Source organism: Pseudomonas sp. Z4-7 (assembly GCF_051131965.1).
Lineage (GTDB): Bacteria > Pseudomonadota > Gammaproteobacteria > Pseudomonadales > Pseudomonadaceae > Aquipseudomonas.
The window spans coordinates 970,927-990,421 of sequence record NZ_CP071642.1 but is presented as its reverse complement, the minus strand read 5'-3'; the positions used below and the strand labels follow the sequence as shown (position 1 = coordinate 990,421).

The window sequence follows — 19,495 nt, the reverse complement described above, 5'->3', positions numbered from 1 at the left end:
GTCGGTTCAGCCACTCTTGAAGTGACAGACACTCAGCCATCGCGAGCAAGCTCGCTCCCACAGGGGATTTGGCTGTGTTGCCGATCTGTTGGACACCCTGGAACACACATGTGGGAGCGAGCCTGCTCGCGAAAGCGTCAGTTCAGCCACCCTTGAAGTGACAGACAGTCAGCCATCGCGAGCAGGCTCGCTCCCACAGGGCCGTGTTGAAGATTAGAGCTCGCCCATAGCCTCGATCAGTGCCTGGTTCTGCTCCGGTGTGCCGATGCTGATCCGCAGGAACTGGGCGATGCGCGCCTGCTTGAAATGCCGCACGATCACGCCCTGCTCGCGCAGTTTCGCCGCCAGCCCCGCTGCGTCATGTCGGGGGTGACGGGCGAAGATGAAGTTGGCCGCCGACGGCAGTACTTCAAAACCCCTGGCTTCAAGCTGCCCAACTACCCATTCGCGGTGCTCGATGACCGACCGGCAGGTCTGGTCAAAATACTCGCGATCATCGAACGCTGCCGCGCCGCCGACATTCGCCAGGCGATCCAGCGGGTAGGAGTTGAAGCTGTTCTTGATCCGCTCCAACGCTTCGATCAAGTCCGGATGGCCCACCGCCAGGCCCACGCGCAGCCCCGCCAGCGAGCGTGACTTGGACAGGGTTTGTGTCACCAGCAGGTTCGGATAACGATCCACCAGGCTGATGGCCGTTTCGCCGCCGAAATCGATATAGGCCTCATCGACCACTACCACTGAATCCGGGCTGGCCCTGAGGATCTGTTCCACCGCGTCCAGCGCCAGCAGGCAACCGGTCGGCGCATTCGGGTTGGGGAAAATGATCCCGCCATTGGGCTTGGCGTAGTCTGCCGGGTCGATCCGGAATTGCTCATCCAGCGGCACCGCATCGAACTGGATACCGTACAGCCCGCAATAAACCGGATAGAAGCTGTAGCTGATGTCCGGGAACAACAACGGCTGATCGTGCTGCAACAAGCCGTGGAAGATGTGCGCCAGCACTTCATCCGAACCGTTGCCCAGGAACACCTGGTTGGTCTGCACTGCGTAATACCGGGCCACGGCGGTTTTCAGCAAATCACTGTTGGGGTCCGGATACAGGCGCAGATTGTCGTTCAGCTCGGCCTGCATCGCGGCCAGGGCCTTGGGCGATGGGCCGTAGGGATTTTCGTTGGTGTTGAGCTTGACCAGCCGGGTCAGCTTCGGCTGTTCACCCGGCACGTAGGGCACCAGGTTCTTGACGAACGGGCTCCAGAATTTACTCATTTCAGTTCCCCTGCCCTTCAATGGATGGCTCGTCAAGAATGCGGTATTCGGCGCTACGGGCGTGGGCGCTCAGCGATTCGCCGCGGGCCAGCACCGAAGCGGTCTTGCCCAGTTCGGACGCGCCCTGCTCGGAGCAGAAAATGATCGACGAACGTTTCTGGAAATCGTAAACGCCCAGCGGCGACGAGAAACGCGCGGTGCCGGAAGTCGGCAGCACGTGGTTGGGGCCCGCGCAATAATCACCCAATGCCTCGGACGTGTGACGGCCCATGAAGATCGCACCGGCATGGCGAATCTTCGGCAGCCAGGCTTGCGGGTCGGCCACCGACAACTCCAGGTGTTCCGGCGCGATGCGGTTGGCGACCTCGATGGCCTGCTCCATGTCTTCGACCTTGATCAGCGCTCCACGGCCATTGATCGAGGTGTTGATGATCTCGGCGCGGTCCATGGTCGGCAGCAGCTTAACGATACTGGCAGCGACCTTGTCGAGGAACCCGGCATCCGGACTGACCAGGATGGCCTGGGCATCTTCGTCGTGCTCGGCCTGTGAGAACAGGTCCATGGCGATCCAGTCCGGGTCGGTCTGGCCGTCGCAGACCACGAGGATCTCCGAAGGGCCGGCGATCATGTCGATGCCGACCTGGCCAAATACGTGGCGCTTGGCGGTGGCGACATAGATATTGCCCGGCCCGACCACCTTGTCGACCCGCGGCACGCTTTCGGTGCCATAGGCCAACGCAGCCACGGCCTGCGCACCGCCGATGGTGAACACTCGGTCGACGCCGGCGATGCAGGCGGCCGCCAACACCAGTTCGTTGATTTCCCCGCGCGGGGTCGGGACGACCATGACCACTTCGGTCACGCCAGCCACCTTGGCCGGAATCGCGTTCATCAACACCGAAGACGGATAGGAGGCCTTGCCACCCGGCACATACAGGCCGGCGCGGTCCAGCGGCGTGACCTTCTGGCCAAGCACCGTGCCATCGGCTTCGGTGTAGCTCCAGGAATCCTGCTTCTGTCTTTCGTGATAGCTGCGCACGCGGGACGCAGCTTTTTCCAAGGCTTCGCGCTGGGGCACGGTGATTCGGGTCAGGGCAAGCTCCAGGCGCTCGCGCGGCAGGATCAGGTCGGCCATCGAGGCGACTTGCAGGCCGTCGAACTTCTGGGTGAACTCCACCAGTGCGGCATCACCACGCTCGCGTACGGCTTTGATAATGTCGAGCACACGCTGATTGACCGAGTCGTCGGACACACTCTCCCAGCTCAGCAGATGATCCAGATGATGTGCGAAATCCGGGTCGGCAGCGTTGAGTCGGCGAATCGAGGTGGGAGCGGTCATGGCGAGGGCCTCATTAATGGCAAATGCTCAGGCGCCCTAAGCTACCAGTCCATTCGCGTGGGCACCTGAGAAAATTGGCTATGACGCGGATAGACGGGCGCGACGCAGAAGTCGCGCAGGTGAATCAGCCGCGGTGTCGCGATTCCACTGCCTTGCGCAGGGTATCGATCAGAGCCTGGATGCGGGCGTGCTGCATTTTCATCGAAGCCTTGTTGACGACCAGCCGGGAGGTGACGTCGGCGATGAAATCCTGCGGCTCAAGACCATTGGCCCGTAACGTATTGCCGGTGTCGACGACGTCGATGATCTTATCCGCCAGGCCGATCAGCGGCGCCAGCTCCATCGAACCGTAGAGCTTGATGATGTCGACCTGACGGCCTTGTTCGGCGTAGTAACGCTTGGCAATGTTGACGAACTTGGTCGCCACCCGCAGGCGGCCCTTGGGCTCGGAGGCGCCGACCTTGCCGGCGGTCATGAGCTTGCAGCGGGCGATCCGCAGGTCCAGCGGCTCGTAAAGGCCCTGGCCGCCATACTCCATCAGCACGTCCTTGCCGGCTACGCCCAGATCGGCGGCGCCATGTTCCACATAGGTCGGCACATCGGTGGCGCGCACGATCAACAAGCGCACGTCGGCCTGGGTCGTAGGAATGATCAGCTTGCGGCTCTTGTCCGGATTCTCGGTCGGCACGATGCCCGCTTCGGCCAGAAGCGGCAGGGTGTCGTCAAGGATGCGGCCCTTGGACAGTGCGATGGTCAACATGGGAAACGTCAGTCCTTATCAAGGTACTCATGCCTGGTCGCAAGCGGCGCCAGACAGACATCGAGGGTGCAACCACCCTCGATGTGAAACGAAATCAGAGGGCACCTCCTTGTGCCCGTTCAGCCGGTACTAGCCCGGTACGCGACGGATCTTGGCGCCGAGCATCTGCAGCTTCTCTTCGATGCACTCGTAGCCACGGTCGATGTGGTAGATGCGGTCGATCAGCGTGTCGCCTTCGGCAACCAGTGCAGAGATGACCAGGCTGGCCGAAGCCCGCAGGTCGGTCGCCATGACAGGCGCGCCTTTCAGTTTTTCGGTCCCGGTGACGATGGCCGTGTTGCCTTCGACCTGGATCCTGGCGCCCATGCGGTGCAGCTCGTAGACGTGCATGAAACGGTTTTCGAAGATCGTCTCGATCACCGCGCCCGTGCCTTCGGCAATGGCGTTGAGGGAGATGAACTGCGCCTGCATGTCAGTCGGGAACGCCGGGTATGGAGCGGTCCGCACGTTGACGGCTTTCGGCCGCTTGCCGTGCATGTTCACTTCGATCCAGTCCTCACCGCAGGTGACTTCGGCACCGGCTTCCTTGAGTTTTTCCAGGACGGCCTCGAGGATGGTCGGATCGGTGTCCTTGACCTTGACGCGACCACCGGTGACGGCGGCGGCTACCAGGTAGGTGCCGGTTTCGATACGATCCGGCATCACTTTATAGGTGGCCGAGTGCAGGCGCTCGACGCCATCGATGGTGATGGTGTCGGTGCCGGCGCCGCTGATCCTGGCGCCCATGGCGATCAGGAAGTTCGCCAGGTCGACGACTTCAGGCTCGCGGGCAGCGTTTTGCAGCACGCTGCGGCCCTTGGCAAGGGCGGCGGCCATCATGATGTTTTCGGTACCGGTCACGCTGACGGTGTCGAAGAAGAAATGCGCGCCACGCAGGCCGCCTTCAGGCGCCTTGGCCTTGATGTAGCCGCCTTCGACGTCGATCACCGCGCCCATGGCTTCGAGGCCACGGATGTGCAGGTCCACCGGACGCGAACCGATGGCGCAACCGCCAGGCAAGGCGACTTCGGCTTCACCGAAACGAGCGACCATCGGGCCGAGTACCAGGATCGACGCACGCATGGTCTTCACCAGTTCGTACGGCGCGATCAGGGTCTTGATGGTGCGCGGGTCGATTTCGACGCTGAGCTTCTCGTCGATTACAGGCTCAATGCCCATGCGACCGAACAGCTCGATCATCGTGGTGATGTCGTGCAGGTGCGGCAGGTTGGCCACGGTCACCGGGCCATCGCACAGCAGCGTCGCGGCCAGGATCGGCAGGGCGGAGTTCTTTGCCCCGGAAATACGGATTTCGCCATCAAGACGAACGCCGCCGGTAATAATCAGTTTATCCATAAGAATCTCGAGGCCCTTGGGCTCAGGTGCGCTCGGCCCAGGCCGCGCGGCTGAAAAATTTCATCGTGACCGCGTGGATGCTGCCATCGGCGATCCATGGGTTCAAATGGGCATAGATGCTCTGCTGACGCTTCACTGGGCTCAACGCCGCCAGTTCATCGCTGATCACGTTCAACTGGAAGTTGCAGCCTTCGCCTTCAACTTCTACCTGCGTATCAGGCAGCTTTCCTTCAAGAAAGCTCTTCACTTCTACAGCCTGCATGCTCAACCTCAATCGGCGCCCTGTGCGCACGGGTCGCACATCATACAAAAAAGCCCCGCGCCTGCGAACCCCGCGAAGCAGGACTCTGACAGGGGGCGCTTCCAGCGATGTGGGTCAGGGATGCGCCAACAGCTCGGTCAATTCGCTGACCTGGGCTATTTCGCGCATGTCTTCGGGCATCCCGCGGATGCTCCACGTCTTGCCGGCGGCCCTGGCGTCGCGCATGAAGCACAGCAGCAGCGACAGGCCGACGCTGCTGGACTTCTGCACACCCGAACAGTCGATTACCAGTTCAGCGGCCCTCGCGGACTTGATCAGCGCCTGGCCCTGCTTGCGCAAACCAGGGCCGGTACGGTAATCCAGCACGCCACTGAGCAGCAGCTCGCCGGCCTCGCTCAGGCGAATGGCCGATTCACTCACCGGCTCATTCATTGTTGCTGCTTCTCTTGGGCGTCTTCGGCAACTTCCTTGGCCTTGGCGACTTCACCGGCCCAACCGTTGATGGTCTTGTCCAGGTCATTGCCATTGCGCTGCATCGCATCGGCGAACTGGTCACGGAACAACTTGCCGATGTTGATGCCGTTGATGATCACGTTGCGTACTTTCCACTCGCCGTTGATTTTCTCGAGTGTGTAGGAAACCGGGTAAACGGCGCCATTGTTGCCCTTGACCGTCATGCCGACGCTGGTGCGCTCGCCTGACTCATCCTTGGCCGGGTCGACCGTGATCCCCTGGTTGTTGTACTCGAGCAAGGCGTTGCCATAGAACTGGAACAGGCTGCGCTTGAAGTTTTCCTGGAAGCGGGTCATCTGCGCGGGCGTAGCCTTGCGCGAATACTTGACGGTCATGATGCTCTTGGAAATACCGTCGGCATCCACCACCGGCCCGACGATACGATTCAAGGACTCGTAGAATGCGCTCGGGTCCTGCTTGTACTTTTCCTTGTTCGCCGACAGATCGGCCAACAGTTGGTCGGTGGTCGTCTTGATGATGTCGTGCGCCGAAGGCGCCGCCACGGCGTTGCCCATCAGCGGCAGCGCCGCCAGCAGGACCAGCAGGCTGCGTCGCAGGATAGAGATCATTCAAAAGCTCCTCATTTGGCGTCTTTGCTAACGGTATTGAGCAGGAATTTACCGATCAGGTCCTCAAGCACCAGCGACGACTGCGTGTCGTGAATGGTCCCGCCATCCTTGAGCAGGGTGTCTTCCCCGCCCACGCTGATACCGATGTATTTCTCACCCAACAGCCCAGCCGTGAGAATAGATGCAGTGGAGTCAGTCGGCAGGTTATCCACGCGCTTTTCCAGCTGCAGCGTCACCCGACCGGTGAAACTGTCGCGATCCAGATCGATTGCCGTGACCTTGCCGATGGTCACACCGGCCATGGTCACCTTGGCTCTGACCGTCAAACCGGCGATATTGTCAAAATAAGCATAAAGTTTATAAGTATCGGTGCTTGCGGTCGGCGCCAGTCCACTGACCCGCAGGGCCAGCAACAGCAAAGCCAGGATGCCAGCCAGCAGGAAAAGGCCGACACCGATTTCCAGGGTGCGGTTTTGCATCAGAAATCTCCAAACATCAAGGCGGTCAGAATAAAGTCAAGGCCCAGGACGGCCAACGAGGCGTATACCACGGTCTTGGTTGTGGCACGGCTGATCCCCTCTGACGTGGGCTCACAGTCATAACCTTGAAACACGGCGATCCAGGTCACCACGAAAGCGAATACGGCACTCTTGATCACACCGTTGAGCACATCGTCGAGAAAATCGACGCTGTTCTGCATGTTGGCCCAGTAGGAGCCTTCATAGACCCCCAGCCAATCGACGGCAACCCATGAGCCGCCCCAGATCCCCACGACGCTGAAGATCATTGCCAGCACCGGCAGGGAAATGAAGCCGGCCCACAAGCGCGGGGCAATGATGTACTTGAGCGGGTCGACCCCGATCATTTCCAGGCTGGACAGCTGTTCGGTGGACTTCATGTTACCGATCTCGGCCGTCAACGCTGAACCGGCGCGCCCGGCAAACAGCAGTGCCGTGACCACGGGGCCGAGCTCACGCAGCAAGGTCAGCGCAACCATCTGCCCGACCGCCTGCTCCGAACCGTAGCTGGACAATATGCTGAAGCCCTGGAGCGCCAGGACCATGCCGATGAAAATCCCCGAGACGACGATGATCACCAGGGACATCACCCCCACCGAATGCAGTTGCTTGACCAGCAGGCCAAAACCGCCGCCGGTCGAGTTGCGACCGAGCAAGGCATGCATCAGGAACAGCGAGGAACGCCCCAGCACTGCCACCACGTCGATGCCGGAGCGACCGAACAGGCGGACTCTTTCTATTAATGACTTCTTGCGCATCAGCGCTTCCCCAGCAGATCGGTACGGTAATCCGTGGCCGGAAAATGGAACGCCACCGGGCCGTCCGGATCACCTTTCATGAATTGGCGAATACGCGGGTTGTCCGAATCCTTCAACTCCTGGGGCGTGCCCTGCCCCAGCACCTGGCCATCGCCGACCACATAGATGTAGTCAGCGATGCTCGCGGTTTCGGCCAGGTCGTGGGACACCACGATACTGGTGATGCCCAGCGCATCGTTGAGCAAGCGGATCAGGCGCACCAGCACGCCCATCGCGATAGGGTCCTGCCCGACGAAGGGCTCGTCGTACATGAGGATTTGCGGATCGAGGGCAATCGCCCGAGCCAACGCGACCCGACGCTTCATGCCACCGGACAGTTCGTCCGGCATCAGCTCCAGGGCACCGCGCAGCCCGACTGCCTGCAATTTGAGCAGGACAATATCGCGGATCATCTCTTCCGGCAGTTCCGTATGGACCCGCAGGGGAAACGCCACGTTTTCGAACACGTCGAGATCGGTAAACAGCGCACCGCTCTGGAACAGCACGCCCATATGCTTGCGCGCATCGAACAGATCGCTGCGCGACAATTCCGGAAGATTCTGGCCATTGACCCAGACTTCGCCGGCGCTGGGGCGCAATTGTGCCCCCATCAGGCGCAGCAGCGTGGTCTTGCCGCAGCCGGAAGGCCCCATGATGCCGGTCACCTTGCCGCGTGGGATGCGAATATCGATGTCATTAAAAATGCTGCGCGTCCCTCGCTTGAAGGACAGCCCCTTCAGCTCGACCGCGTAGGCGTTGTCGGCACTCATCTAAACTCCTTGCGATGCAGCCTCATATTCGGATGTCCCGGCCAGCCGACAAACGCCGGTAACGCCGGGCACACGAACCGGCGGCGAACTATATCACTGCAACGGCCAAGCGCCCAAGGCCGGCGCCCGCCCGTTAAGCCTTGCTTGAGGTAAAACGTCACATTTCATGTCAAGCGTTGGGGCTGCCTGAACAAAGCATGACGAACTAACGTGAGGGAATCGTTCATTGCCGGTATAATCGCCGCCTTTTCATCGGGCTATACGATTTCTGACATGAGCCAATCCAGCGAACTGATTCAATCGGCACAACGTACCCTCCGCCTCGAACTCGAAGCCGTGCAAGGTTTGCTGGCCCATATCGATGCTGATTTCGTACGCGCGTGCGAGATGATTCTGTCCAGCAAGGGCCGCGTGGTGGTGGTAGGCATGGGCAAATCCGGGCACATCGGCAACAAGATTGCCGCGACCCTGGCCAGCACCGGCACCCCGGCGTTTTTTGTCCATCCTGCCGAAGCCAGCCACGGCGACATGGGCATGATTACTCGGGACGACATCATCCTGGCATTGTCGAACTCCGGCTCCACCAATGAAATCGTTACCCTGCTGCCGTTGATCAAGCGCCTGGGTATCCAGTTGATCAGTCTCACCGGCAATCCCGACTCGCCGCTGGCCAAGGCCGCCGAGGTGAACCTCAACGTGCATGTCGAACACGAAGCCTGCCCGCTGAACCTGGCCCCCACTTCTTCCACCACGGCGGCGCTGGTCATGGGCGACGCCCTGGCCGTGGCCTTGCTGGAAGCCAGGGGCTTTACCGCCGAGGATTTCGCTTTCTCCCACCCCGGTGGCGCCCTGGGCCGCCGGCTGCTGCTCAAGGTCGAGAACGTGATGCACGCGGGGGAGGCATTGCCGCAGATACAACGTGGCACGCTGCTCAAGGACGCCCTCATGGAAATGACCCGCAAGGGGCTGGGCATGACCGTTATCCTGGAGGCGGACGGCAAGCTCGCCGGGATCTTCACCGACGGCGACCTGCGTCGCACCCTGGATCGCACCATCGATATCCACAGCACGACCATCGATGAGGTCATGACCCCCCACGGCAAGACGGCCCGGGCCGAGATGCTGGCCGCCGAAGCCTTGAAGATCATGGAAGACCACAAGATCAGCGCCCTGGTGGTGGTCGACGACGAAGACCGCCCGGTGGGCGCCCTGAATATGCACGACTTGCTGCGTGCGGGAGTCATGTAAATGAGCACAGACCTGTTGCAACGCGGCAAAGCAATCAAACTGGCAGTGTTCGACGTGGATGGTGTGCTGACCGATGGCCGCCTGTATTTCCTCGAAGACGGCAGCGAATTCAAGACGTTCAACACCCTTGATGGCCAGGGCATCAAGATGCTGATGGCCACCGGCGTGCAGACCGCTATCATCAGCGGTCGCAAGACCCCGGTGGTCGAACGGCGCGCGAAGAACCTCGGCATCCCGCACCTTTATCAGGGGCGCGAAGACAAATTGGTGGTGCTGGATGAACTCCTCGGCCAACTCAATCTAAGCTATGAGCAGGTCGCCTACCTCGGTGACGATCTGCCAGACCTTCCGGTGATCCGCCGTGTCGGCCTGGGCATGGCAGTGGCCAACGCGGCTGCCTTCGTACGCGAGCACGCCCATGGCGTCACCACGGCGAGGGGCGGCGAAGGCGCGGCCCGCGAATTCTGTGAACTGATCCTGCGTGCCCAGGGCCACCTCGAAGCGGCCAACGCCGCGTACCTGTGAGCCACCTATGCTAAGCAAGAAAATTCGCACCATCCTGGTGTTCGGCTGTATCACCGCCATCTTCGCGGCGGTGGGCTACTGGAACATCAGCCCGGAACGCTTCCTCGACCAGCCTGCGGTCCAGGCGCCGGAAAACGATATCGACTGGTACGCGACCAACACGCACACCTTGCAGTACTTGCCTGACGGCAAGCTGCAGTATGAGATGACGTCGGACAAGGTCGATCACGTGAAGGCCAGCGACATCACGCTGGTCACCAAGCCGGACCTGAACATGTTCCGCGGCACGGAGTTTCCGTGGCACGTACAAAGCGAGCGTGCCGAGGTCAATCCCGGCGGCACCGAGGTGGAACTGATCGACTCGGTACGCGTGGCCCGAACCGATGAGAAGAACCGTACGACCATCATTACCAGTACCCGTATGACAGTCTTCCCGCAGCGCCAATATGCGCAGACCGAGCAACCCGTTAGAATCGACGGCGCCGGCGGCGTGTCGACCGGCACGGGAATGAAGGCCTATTTGAAGGAAAGCAGGATACACCTGCTATCGAACGTAAGAGGACAGTATGAAGCTCGCTAAAACCCTCCCTATTTTGCTCAGTCTGGGCGCAGCACTGGGAAGCGCGAGCGCCTGGGCCCTCCCCACCGACCGCGACCAGCCTATCCGCATCCAGGCCGACGACGCGCAACTGGACGACAAGAACGGCGTCGCCACCTATAAAGGTGACGTGATCATCACCCAGGGTTCGATGAAGGTCACCGGCAATACCGTGACCATCACCCGCACCCAGTCCGGCGACATCGACGTGGTCACCTCGGTAGGCAACCTGGCCTACTTCGAGCAAATGCAAACCGCGGGCGACACCAAGCCGGTCCAGGGTTATGGCGTCACCATCCAGTACCACGCCTCCCAGGACCGCGTCGTATTGATCGACCGCGCCAAGGTTGTCGACAAGGACAACAACGTGACCCAAGGCGAGAAAATCGTCTACGACACCAACAAGAAACTCGCCAGCGCTGGTCGCGCCACAGGCAGCAAGGTCACCGAATCGCGCCCGCGCATCGACATGGTGATCCAGCCGAAAAAGAAAACCGACGAGCAGAAGGCCCAGTAATGGCAACTCTGAAAGCTCAGCATCTGGCCAAGAGCTACAAGAACCGCCAAGTCGTGCGTGACGTCAGCCTGTCCATCGAAAGCGGCCAGATCGTAGGCTTGCTCGGCCCCAATGGCGCGGGCAAGACCACCTGTTTCTACATGATTGTCGGCCTGGTGCAGGCCGACCAGGGTCGAGTGCTGATCGATGATCTGGACGTCAGCCACCGGCCGATGCATGGCCGGGCAAAGGCTGGCATTGGCTACCTGCCACAAGAGGCGTCGATCTTTCGCAAATTGTCGGTAGCCGACAACATCATGGCGATCCTGGAAACCCGCCAGGAGCTCGACAAGGCCGGCCGTCGCCAGGAGCTGGAAAGCCTACTGCAGGAGTTCCATATCAGCCACATTCGCGACAATCTGGGCATGAGCCTTTCCGGTGGCGAACGTCGCCGCGTGGAGATCGCCCGCGCCCTGGCCACCGCGCCGAAATTCATTCTGCTGGATGAGCCGTTTGCCGGCGTGGACCCGATTTCGGTGGGCGACATCAAGCAGATCATCCATCACCTCAAGGCCAAGGGAATCGGTGTGCTGATCACCGACCACAACGTGCGCGAGACGCTGGATATCTGTGAAACCGCCTACATCGTCAACGATGGCCAGCTGATCGCCGAGGGCGACTCCGCCACCATCCTGGCCAACGAACTGGTCAAGGAAGTATACCTGGGCCATGAGTTCCGCCTTTAAGCCAAAGGTGGCCTGGCGGATGCCCGGGCGCCCTCAATTAATTGAGATAGCCCCCTAGGCAAACACTTCAGTTTCAGGCATATAATTTGCTTAAGTTTGGCGCTTCGGCGCCCTGTAGTGGATGGCGCATGTGCGCCGGCGAATAAGGTGTTAAGCCCCAGCCATGAAACCATCGCTAGTCTTGAGAATGGGCCAGCAGCTGACGATGACACCGCAGCTGCAACAGGCTATCCGCCTACTCCAATTGTCGACCCTGGACCTGCAACAGGAAATCCAGGAGGCGCTGGAGTCCAATCCGATGCTCGAACGCCAGGAAGAAGGCGACGACTTCGACAATACCGACCCACTGGCCGACAACGTCGAGCAGAAAACTACCCCGGAGGTCCCGGAACCGTCCTATCAGGAAGCCGCCCCGACGGTAGATAACCTCGACGATGGCGAATGGAGCGAACGCATTCCCAATGACCTGCCCGTGGACACGGCGTGGGAAGACGTCTACCAGACCAGCGCCAGCAGCCTGCCAGGCGGTGACGACGACGAGTGGGACTTCACCACTCGCACCTCTGCTGGCGAAAGCCTGCAAAGCCATCTGCTGTGGCAACTGAACCTGGCGCCGATGTCGGATACCGACCGTCTGATCGCGGTGACGTTGATCGATTGCATCAACAACCAGGGCTACCTGGACGAGACCCTCGAAGAAATCCTCGAAGCCTTTGACCCGGAGCTCGATATCGAGCTGGACGAGATCGAAGCTGTCCTGCATCGCATCCAGCAATTCGAACCCGCCGGCATTGGCGCTCGCAACCTAGGCGAATGCCTGCTGCTGCAATTGCGACAGCTGCCCGCCAAGACGCCATGGCTGGCCGAAGCCAAGCGCCTGGTCACCGACTACATCGACCTGCTGGGCGGCCGCGACTACAGCCAGTTGATGCGTCGGATGAAGCTCAAGGAAGATGAGCTGCGCCAGGTCATCGAACTGGTGCAAAGCCTGAATCCGCGCCCCGGCTCGCAAATCGAATCCACCGAGCCCGAGTATGTCGTCCCCGATGTGATCGTACGCAAGCACAACGATCGCTGGCTGGTGGAGCTGAACCAGGAATCGGTACCCAAGCTGCGGGTCAATGCCCAATACGCCGGTTTTGTGAAGCGTGCCGACACCAGCGCCGACAATACCTTCATGCGCAATCAGTTGCAGGAGGCGCGCTGGTTCATCAAGAGCCTGCAAAGCCGCAACGAAACCCTGATGAAAGTCGCCACCCAGATCGTCGAGCATCAGCGCGGCTTCCTGGAGTACGGTGACGAAGCGATGAAACCGTTGGTCTTGCATGACATCGCCGAGGCGGTGGGCATGCACGAGTCGACGATTTCGAGGGTGACTACCCAGAAATTCATGCATACCCCAAGGGGCATCTATGAATTGAAATACTTTTTCTCCAGCCACGTCAGTACCTCCGAAGGCGGTGAATGCTCGTCCACGGCCATCCGCGCGATCATTAAAAAACTGGTCGCTGCGGAAAATCAGAAAAAGCCGTTGAGTGACAGCAAGATCGCTGGTTTACTGGAGGCACAAGGCATTCAGGTGGCCCGCCGTACCGTCGCCAAATACCGCGAATCCCTGGGAATCGCGCCTTCGAGCGAACGCAAGCGGTTGATGTAACAGGCCACGCCACAGCGTTCCAGTGGCAGGTATTTCTACCTGCCGCTTTATGCACTGGCAACGAAGGAGAAGCTGTATGCAAGTCAACATCAGTGGACACCAACTGGAAGTGACCGAACCCCTGCGCACCTACATCGGCGAAAAACTCGACCGATTGGAAAGGCATTTCGACAAGATCACCAACGTGCAAGTCACGATGAACGTCGAGAAGCTGCTGCAGAAAATCGAAGCCACGCTGCATATTCCCGGCGGAGAAGTAGTTGCCAACGCAGAGCATTCAGACATGTATGCCGCGATTGACCTGCTGACCGACAAGCTGGATCGCCAACTCAAAAAGCATAAGGAAAAGACCCAGAGCCTCCTTCAGGGCGCAACCGGTCGTTAACCCCCCCAATCCATGATCCGACTAGAATCCATCCTGACCCCCGGCCGTTCCCAGGTGAACGCGCCGGGTGGCAGTAAAAAGAAAGCCCTCGAACAAATCGCCAACCTGATCCACCGCGAAGTGCCGGATCTGGAAATGCAGGACGTTTTCGAGGCGTTGGTTGCCCGTGAAAAACTCGGTTCCACCGGTTTTGGCAACGGCATCGCCATTCCCCATTGCCGCCTCAAGGGTTGTTCCGCGCCGATCAGTGCGCTGCTACACCTTGAAGCCCCCATCGATTTCGACGCCATCGACGGCGCCCCGGTCGACCTGCTGTTCGTATTGCTGGTCCCGGAAGCGGCGACCGATGCGCACCTCGAGCTGCTGCGCCAGATCGCCAGCATGCTAGACCGCAAGGAAGTACGCGAAAAACTGCGCAGCGCCCCGAGCAACGAAGCCTTGTATCAGGTAGTCCTGGACGAGCAGAACGGCCATTAAACATGCGCATGATCATCGTCAGTGGCCGCTCCGGCTCCGGTAAAAGCACGGCCCTCAACGTCCTTGAGGACAGCGGCTACTATTGCATTGACAATTTGCCGGCCGGCCTGCTTCCGGAACTGGCCGAGCGCGCCCTGATCCATACCGAGCTGGCGCAACCGCTGGTCGCCGTGTCCATCGACGCCCGCAACCTGCCGAGCCATTTGTCGCGCTTCCCGGCGTTGCTTGAGGAAGTGCGCAGCCGGCACATCCAGTGCGACGTGTTGTACCTGGACGCAGACGAAGAAACCCTGCTCAAGCGCTTTTCGGAAACCCGTCGACGCCACCCGTTGAGCAACGCCAGCCGCTCCCTGGCTGAAGCGATCCATGACGAGAGCCAACTGCTGGGGCCGATTGCCGACCTGGCGGACCTGAAGGTCAACACTACCCACCTGAATCTGTACCAGTTGCGCGACACCATCAAGTTGCGCCTGCTGAACCAGCCGGAACCCGGTACGGCCTTCCTGGTGGAGTCGTTCGGCTTCAAGCGTGGCATGCCCGTGGATGCCGACCTGGTGTTTGATGTCCGCTGCCTGCCCAATCCTTACTGGAAACCTGAACTGCGCGAGCAGTCCGGGCTCGACCAGCCGGTGATCGACTACCTGGCTGCCCAGCCGGATGTCGAGGAAATGTACCAGGACATCTCCAGCTATCTACTCAAATGGCTGCCGCGTTTTGCCGCCAACAACCGTGCCTATGTCACGATTGCCGTTGGCTGCACTGGCGGTCATCACCGTTCCGTATACCTGACCGAACGCCTGGGTCAGCTCCTGCAACAAACCTTGAAGAATGTCCAGGTTCGCCACCGCGACCTCAGCTAAAGGATTCACATCGCGATGCCTGCTCGGGAAATTGAAATCATCAACAAGCTGGGTTTGCATGCCCGTGCATCGGCGAAATTCGTAGGTGTCGCGGGCAAGTTTCCAGAAACCACGATCAGGGTCGGGCGCACGCCGGAGGCGACAGTCGACGGTAAGAGCATCATGGCGATGATGATGCTGGCTGCGGGTAAAGGCACCAAGATCCACCTGAGTACCGAAGGTGAACAGGCGCAGGAAGCCATGGATGCGCTGGTGGCACTGATCAACAACTATTTCGACGAAGGCGAGTAATCAGGTACTGCTGACTTGCCGGTGGTGAGGGAGCAAGCTCCCTCACCACAAAAGCTCATCCACTTGCACATCACCCCAACGCCGTATCCATCACCATCATCAAGCAGAACCCAATCAAAAGCCCCAGGCTCGCCAGTTTTTCATGCCCATTGCGGCGCGACTCGGGGATGACCTCATGGGTCACCACCAATAGCATCGCTCCGGCGGCCAGCGCCAACCCCAACGGCAACAGCACCTCGGCCAACGTCACCAGCCAGGCACAGAGCAATGCGAACACCGGCTCGACCAGCCCTGACGCTGCGCCAATCAGGAACGCCTTGACCCGCGACATCCCCGCCGCGGCCAGCACCAGCGCAATCACCAGCCCTTCCGGCACATCCTGCAAAGCGATGCCCATCGCCAGGCTATCGGCATCCGCCATGCCGCCGCCCGCCGAAACGCCCACCGCCATGCCTTCCGGGATGTTGTGGGCGATGATGGCGAACACGAACAACCAGATCCGCGGCGCAATAACCGGTCGTCCTGGGGTCGCAACCAGTCTTTCAGGGCTGGCAGAGACCTTGCGGTCCACCAGGTACAGTCCGAACGCACCCGACAGGATGCCGAAACAGATGAGCCCGCTGGCCGCCCAAGGCGTGAAGCCCAACTGCTCGGCTGCGGCAATGCCCGGCACGATGAGCGAAAACGCGGTGGCGGCGAGCATCACCCCCGCCCCGAAGCCCAGCAGTGAATCGCTCATGGCTTGAGGCATGCGCCGTATCACCAGCACCGGCACCGCGCCCAACGCCGTACCCAAGGCGCAAAGCCCGCCGCCCTGGAGCGCACGCAACATTTTTGGCTCAAGGTCCAGCCACGCCAGCCCTTGGGCCACCAATAATGTCATGCCGGCCAACAGCAACAGCGAGCCCAAGGCATAGCGGAACATTCGCCCGCCGCCTATCGCCAGAGTTTCAGTGTCCATAGTCAGCCTTGGGTTGTTTATAAGAACATCAAGCAAGCGCAGCCTGATAGCGCCGGGCGACTTCTGGCCAATTGATCACGTTGTAGAACGCGTTGATGTATTCCGGACGGCGGTTTTGATACAGCAGGTAATAGGCATGCTCCCAGACGTCCAGGCCCAGGATCGGCGTGTTGCCGCCCATCAGCGGGCTGTCCTGGTTGCCGCTGCTTTCCACCACCAGAGTCTTTTGCGGGGTCACACTCAACCAGGCCCAGCCGCTGCCGAAACGGGTCAGTGCCGCTTTCGTGAAGGCTTCCTTGAACTGATCGAGACCGCCCAACTGCGCGTCTATCGCCGCTGCCAGCGCACCGTCCGGCTGGCCGCCACCGTGGGGCGTCATCACTTCCCAGAACAGCGAGTGGTTCGCATGACCACCGCCCTGGTTGATCACCGCGGCTCGTAGCGCCTGCGGTAATTGCTCCACGCTGGCCACCAGTTTTTCTATGGGCCAATCGGCATATTCAGTGCCATCCACCGCCGCGTTGAGGTTGTTGATATAAGTCTGGTGATGCTTGGTGTAGTGAATCTCCATGGTCTGCGCATCGATGTGCGGTTCCAGGGCATCGTAGGCGTAAGGCAATGCAGGCAAGGTGAAAGCCATCTCAGTGGACTCCGTAATGATGAGGGATTGGGCTGTGCCGGGACGAAACGGCAGCGTTGTGCAGCAGGCGCTGAGTGCGTGGGTACTCGCCATGCTCGCTGATGAAATTCAGCAGTTCGACGTAGGTCCTGTGGCTCTGGCGCATCGCGGCGGCACGCAGGGCCGGCGCCAGGCGTTCGTCCTGCATGGTCTGCAATAACCGTTGGTGAATCGCGCAGAGGTACTCGGCGCTCTCCTCCGGCTGGTTCAGGCGCAAGTGCAGATCCGCCAGGTTGTGATGCGACACGACACAGGCGGCTACGGCTTCGTCGGCATCCGCCCAACGCTCGAACAACACCTGCGCCAGGGCCAGGGCCTGCAGGTAGGCTTCGCGGGCATCCACCCACTCACCCTGCAGGAAATGGTGATTGGCCCGTTCGATCGTACGTTTCCAATGCTCCATGATGAGTCCTCCACACAAGTGTCGGGGTTACACACCACCGGCGGTGAGCTTTTCCGGGTCCAGCAGGATCTCCAGTTCGGCGCGCGACAGGTCGGTGTGTTCCAAGGCGACATCGATCACCGGGCGACCCTGCTGATAAGCCTTCTTGGCTATTTCAGCGGCCTTCTGGTAACCAATGATCGGATTCAGTGCCGTGACCAGGATAGGATTGCGCGACAGCGCTTCCTTGAGCCTGGCTTCGTTGACCTTGAACGTGGCGATGGCCTTGTCCGCCAGCAATCGGCTGGCGGTGGACATCAGGGCGATGCTGCTCAGCAGGTTCTGGGCGATGATCGGCAGCATCACGTTGAGTTCGAAATTGCCCGACTGGCCGGCGACGGTAATCACCGTGTCGTTGCCGATGACCTGGGCCGCGACCATGGCGGTGGCTTCGGGGATGACCGGGTTGACCTTGCCGGGCATGATCGAGGAGCCCGGCTGCAGGCCTTCGAGCTCGATCTCGCCCAGCCCGGCCAGCGGCCCTGAGTTCATCCAGCGCAGGTCGTTGGCGATTTTCATCAGCGACACGGCAGTGGTCTTGAGCTGTCCGGAAACCGCCACGGCAGTGTCCTGGGAGCCGATCAGCGCGAACAGGTTCTTGCCCGGGCTGAATTGCACCTGGGTCAGTTGCGTCAACTGCTGGCTGAACAATTCGGCGAAGCGTGGATGGGCATTGACGCCAGTGCCAACCGCCGTACCGCCCTGGGCCAGGGACTGCAGGCTCGGCAACAGATCCTGCAAGTGGCCGATGTTGGCCTTGAGCTGCTGCGCCCAACCGTCGAGCACTTGGCTCAAGCGCACCGGCATGGCATCCATCAGGTGGGTGCGGCCAGTCTTTATGAAGGGGTGGACTTCTTCGGCCTTGCGTTCGATCACCTGGACCAGGTGCAACAGCGCCGGCAGCAATTGCTCGTGCAGGGCCAGCGCGGCGCTGACATGAATACTGGTGGGGATGATGTCGTTGCTGCTCTGGCCACAATTGACGTGGTCGTTCGGGTTGACCACCTCTCCCAGCAAGCGACTGGCAAGCGTGGCAATCACTTCATTGGCGTTCATGTTGGAACTGGTGCCGGAGCCGGTCTGGAAGATATCCACCGGGAAATGCGCCATGAAGTCGCCTTCGAGAAGGCCCTGGGCCGCATCGACGATGGCTTTGCCCTGGGCGACGCTGATTTGCTCCAACTCGACATTGGCGCGTGCGGCGGCGGCCTTGGCCAGGATCAGGGCACGAATGAACTGCGCCGGCATGCGCTGGCCGCTGACCGGAAAATTATCCACCGCGCGCTGGGTCTGCGCGCCATAGAGTGCGTCCACGGGGACCTGAAGTTCACCCATGCTGTCGCGTTCGATACGGGTATTACTCATCGGGAAATCCTTGCTCCAGTTCAATAAGGGAAATCGACGGCTCCAGCGCGCAGCTAGCCAGCGCCCAGGCATGGCTTTGCCAACGCTTGAGGCGGCAGCGGCAAAGCGCCTGCCGCTCAAGTTCACGCAAAGGGCGCCAGGCTTGATCCAGGCAGAGGTTGCGCCAGTGCCAGGGCAGCGCGACATCCGAAGCGGTGTCGAGCAACAGCCGGAAGGCAGTTTCGCCAATCATCCACGGCGAGGTGGCGGTGCAGCAGGCCAGGTAGCGCCCCTCGGCCAGGTAGTGTTCGATCAGCCGCGGCTCGTCCGGGCTCATCGCGCAGCGGATCTGGCGACTCATCCAGCGCCAGTTTTCAAGGTAGGGTTGTTCGTGCAGGGCAAGACTCATGACCGGGGCTCAATCGGCGAATGAGATTCATTATTAGATGATAATAAGAACCAACACAACAGCAAGATAGCACTCACCATCGTGGCGAGGGAGCTTGCTCCCGCTGGGTCGCGCAGCGGCCCCAGGATTTTGCGGTCGCTGCGCAACCGAGCGGGAGCAAGCTCCATCGCCACAAAAGCTCTCTCGTC

General features: G+C 60.6%; 25 protein-coding genes. 10 read left to right on the top strand and 15 right to left on the bottom strand.

What is annotated here, in order from left to right:
* Positions 1–213 precede the first annotated feature (213 nt).
* From hisC to J3P91_RS04190, 10 genes are all read right to left on the bottom strand, one after another.
* Complete coding sequence (gene hisC, locus J3P91_RS04235; RefSeq protein WP_434602832.1) at positions 214–1,266, bottom strand: histidinol-phosphate transaminase; 1,053 nt, start codon at positions 1,264–1,266, stop codon at positions 214–216.
* 1 nt (position 1,267) lies between these two features.
* Complete coding sequence (hisD, locus tag J3P91_RS04230) at positions 1,268–2,605, bottom strand: histidinol dehydrogenase (RefSeq protein WP_434569794.1); 1,338 nt, start codon at positions 2,603–2,605, stop codon at positions 1,268–1,270.
* 124 nt (positions 2,606–2,729) lie between these two features.
* Positions 2,730–3,365 carry an ATP phosphoribosyltransferase gene (hisG, locus tag J3P91_RS04225; protein WP_434602831.1) on the bottom strand — a complete coding sequence of 212 codons (636 nt, stop codon included), beginning with the start codon at positions 3,363–3,365 and terminating at the stop codon, positions 2,730–2,732.
* Positions 3,366–3,494: 129 nt separating this feature from the next.
* Positions 3,495–4,760, bottom strand: a complete 1,266-nt coding sequence (gene murA, locus J3P91_RS04220) for a UDP-N-acetylglucosamine 1-carboxyvinyltransferase (RefSeq protein WP_434569795.1) — start codon at positions 4,758–4,760, stop codon at positions 3,495–3,497.
* A 22-nt stretch (positions 4,761–4,782) separates the two neighbouring features.
* On the bottom strand, positions 4,783–5,022 hold the full coding sequence (locus J3P91_RS04215) for a BolA family protein (RefSeq protein WP_090281791.1): 240 nt from the start codon (positions 5,020–5,022) through the stop codon (positions 4,783–4,785).
* A gap of 114 nt (positions 5,023–5,136) precedes the next feature.
* Positions 5,137–5,442, bottom strand: a complete 306-nt coding sequence (locus tag J3P91_RS04210; protein ID WP_434604994.1) for an STAS domain-containing protein — start codon at positions 5,440–5,442, stop codon at positions 5,137–5,139.
* A gap of 8 nt (positions 5,443–5,450) precedes the next feature.
* Positions 5,451–6,104, bottom strand: a complete 654-nt coding sequence (locus J3P91_RS04205) for an MlaC/ttg2D family ABC transporter substrate-binding protein (protein ID WP_434569796.1) — start codon at positions 6,102–6,104, stop codon at positions 5,451–5,453.
* An 11-nt stretch (positions 6,105–6,115) separates the two neighbouring features.
* Positions 6,116–6,583, bottom strand: coding sequence for an outer membrane lipid asymmetry maintenance protein MlaD (gene mlaD, locus J3P91_RS04200; RefSeq protein WP_030139861.1), 468 nt, complete (start codon positions 6,581–6,583; stop codon positions 6,116–6,118).
* Complete coding sequence (gene mlaE / locus J3P91_RS04195; protein WP_434561153.1) at positions 6,583–7,380, bottom strand: lipid asymmetry maintenance ABC transporter permease subunit MlaE; 798 nt, start codon at positions 7,378–7,380, stop codon at positions 6,583–6,585. Before mlaE ends, mlaD begins: the two co-directional genes overlap by 1 nt.
* Positions 7,380–8,189, bottom strand: a complete 810-nt coding sequence (locus tag J3P91_RS04190; protein WP_305496786.1) for an ATP-binding cassette domain-containing protein — start codon at positions 8,187–8,189, stop codon at positions 7,380–7,382. The genes mlaE and J3P91_RS04190 overlap by 1 nt, the downstream gene beginning before the upstream one ends.
* A gap of 273 nt (positions 8,190–8,462) precedes the next feature.
* Between J3P91_RS04190 and J3P91_RS04185 the strand changes: the two genes are divergently transcribed.
* The 10 genes from J3P91_RS04185 (at position 8,463) to J3P91_RS04140 (ending at position 15,472) form a co-directional block, all read left to right on the top strand.
* Positions 8,463–9,437 (top strand): KpsF/GutQ family sugar-phosphate isomerase, encoded by a 975-nt coding sequence (locus J3P91_RS04185; RefSeq protein ID WP_434569798.1) that lies wholly within the window; start codon positions 8,463–8,465, stop codon positions 9,435–9,437.
* Positions 9,438–9,962 (top strand): KdsC family phosphatase, encoded by a 525-nt coding sequence (locus J3P91_RS04180; RefSeq protein ID WP_305496788.1) that lies wholly within the window; start codon positions 9,438–9,440, stop codon positions 9,960–9,962. It begins immediately after the preceding gene.
* Between the two features lie 7 nt (positions 9,963–9,969).
* On the top strand, positions 9,970–10,542 hold the full coding sequence (lptC, locus tag J3P91_RS04175; protein WP_434602830.1) for an LPS export ABC transporter periplasmic protein LptC: 573 nt from the start codon (positions 9,970–9,972) through the stop codon (positions 10,540–10,542).
* Entirely contained in the window at positions 10,529–11,077 is a 549-nt protein-coding gene (lptA, locus tag J3P91_RS04170; protein ID WP_305496790.1) for a lipopolysaccharide transport periplasmic protein LptA, read from the top strand. Before lptC ends, lptA begins: the two co-directional genes overlap by 14 nt.
* The gene (gene lptB / locus J3P91_RS04165; RefSeq protein ID WP_305496791.1) at positions 11,077–11,802 is read left to right on the top strand and encodes an LPS export ABC transporter ATP-binding protein; all 726 of its coding nucleotides are present in this window, start codon (positions 11,077–11,079) and stop codon (positions 11,800–11,802) included. Before lptA ends, lptB begins: the two co-directional genes overlap by 1 nt.
* Before the next feature lie 163 nt (positions 11,803–11,965).
* Positions 11,966–13,459 (top strand): RNA polymerase factor sigma-54, encoded by a 1,494-nt coding sequence (locus J3P91_RS04160; protein WP_434602829.1) that lies wholly within the window; start codon positions 11,966–11,968, stop codon positions 13,457–13,459.
* Between the two features lie 76 nt (positions 13,460–13,535).
* Positions 13,536–13,844 carry a ribosome hibernation-promoting factor, HPF/YfiA family gene (hpf, locus tag J3P91_RS04155; RefSeq protein WP_039592236.1) on the top strand — a complete coding sequence of 103 codons (309 nt, stop codon included), beginning with the start codon at positions 13,536–13,538 and terminating at the stop codon, positions 13,842–13,844.
* A 12-nt stretch (positions 13,845–13,856) separates the two neighbouring features.
* Positions 13,857–14,321 (top strand): PTS IIA-like nitrogen regulatory protein PtsN, encoded by a 465-nt coding sequence (gene ptsN / locus J3P91_RS04150; protein WP_210642854.1) that lies wholly within the window; start codon positions 13,857–13,859, stop codon positions 14,319–14,321.
* A 2-nt stretch (positions 14,322–14,323) separates the two neighbouring features.
* Positions 14,324–15,181, top strand: a complete 858-nt coding sequence (rapZ, locus tag J3P91_RS04145; RefSeq protein WP_434569801.1) for an RNase adapter RapZ — start codon at positions 14,324–14,326, stop codon at positions 15,179–15,181.
* 15 nt (positions 15,182–15,196) lie between these two features.
* On the top strand, positions 15,197–15,472 hold the full coding sequence (locus J3P91_RS04140; RefSeq protein WP_434602828.1) for an HPr family phosphocarrier protein: 276 nt from the start codon (positions 15,197–15,199) through the stop codon (positions 15,470–15,472).
* A 70-nt stretch (positions 15,473–15,542) separates the two neighbouring features.
* On the opposite strand, the gene J3P91_RS04135 is transcribed toward J3P91_RS04140, so the two are convergent.
* The 5 genes from J3P91_RS04135 to J3P91_RS04115 are packed head-to-tail and all read right to left on the bottom strand — an operon-like array spanning position 15,543 to position 19,307.
* Entirely contained in the window at positions 15,543–16,433 is an 891-nt protein-coding gene (locus J3P91_RS04135) for a ZIP family metal transporter (protein ID WP_434569803.1), read from the bottom strand.
* A 28-nt stretch (positions 16,434–16,461) separates the two neighbouring features.
* Positions 16,462–17,073, bottom strand: a complete 612-nt coding sequence (locus tag J3P91_RS04130; RefSeq protein WP_434569804.1) for a superoxide dismutase — start codon at positions 17,071–17,073, stop codon at positions 16,462–16,464.
* A gap of 1 nt (position 17,074) precedes the next feature.
* Complete coding sequence (locus tag J3P91_RS04125) at positions 17,075–17,515, bottom strand: hypothetical protein (protein WP_434602827.1); 441 nt, start codon at positions 17,513–17,515, stop codon at positions 17,075–17,077.
* 27 nt (positions 17,516–17,542) lie between these two features.
* Complete coding sequence (locus J3P91_RS04120; protein WP_434602826.1) at positions 17,543–18,919, bottom strand: class II fumarate hydratase; 1,377 nt, start codon at positions 18,917–18,919, stop codon at positions 17,543–17,545.
* Complete coding sequence (locus J3P91_RS04115) at positions 18,912–19,307, bottom strand: FagA protein (RefSeq protein ID WP_434569807.1); 396 nt, start codon at positions 19,305–19,307, stop codon at positions 18,912–18,914. Before J3P91_RS04115 ends, J3P91_RS04120 begins: the two co-directional genes overlap by 8 nt.
* Between the last annotated feature and the right edge of the window lie 188 nt (positions 19,308–19,495).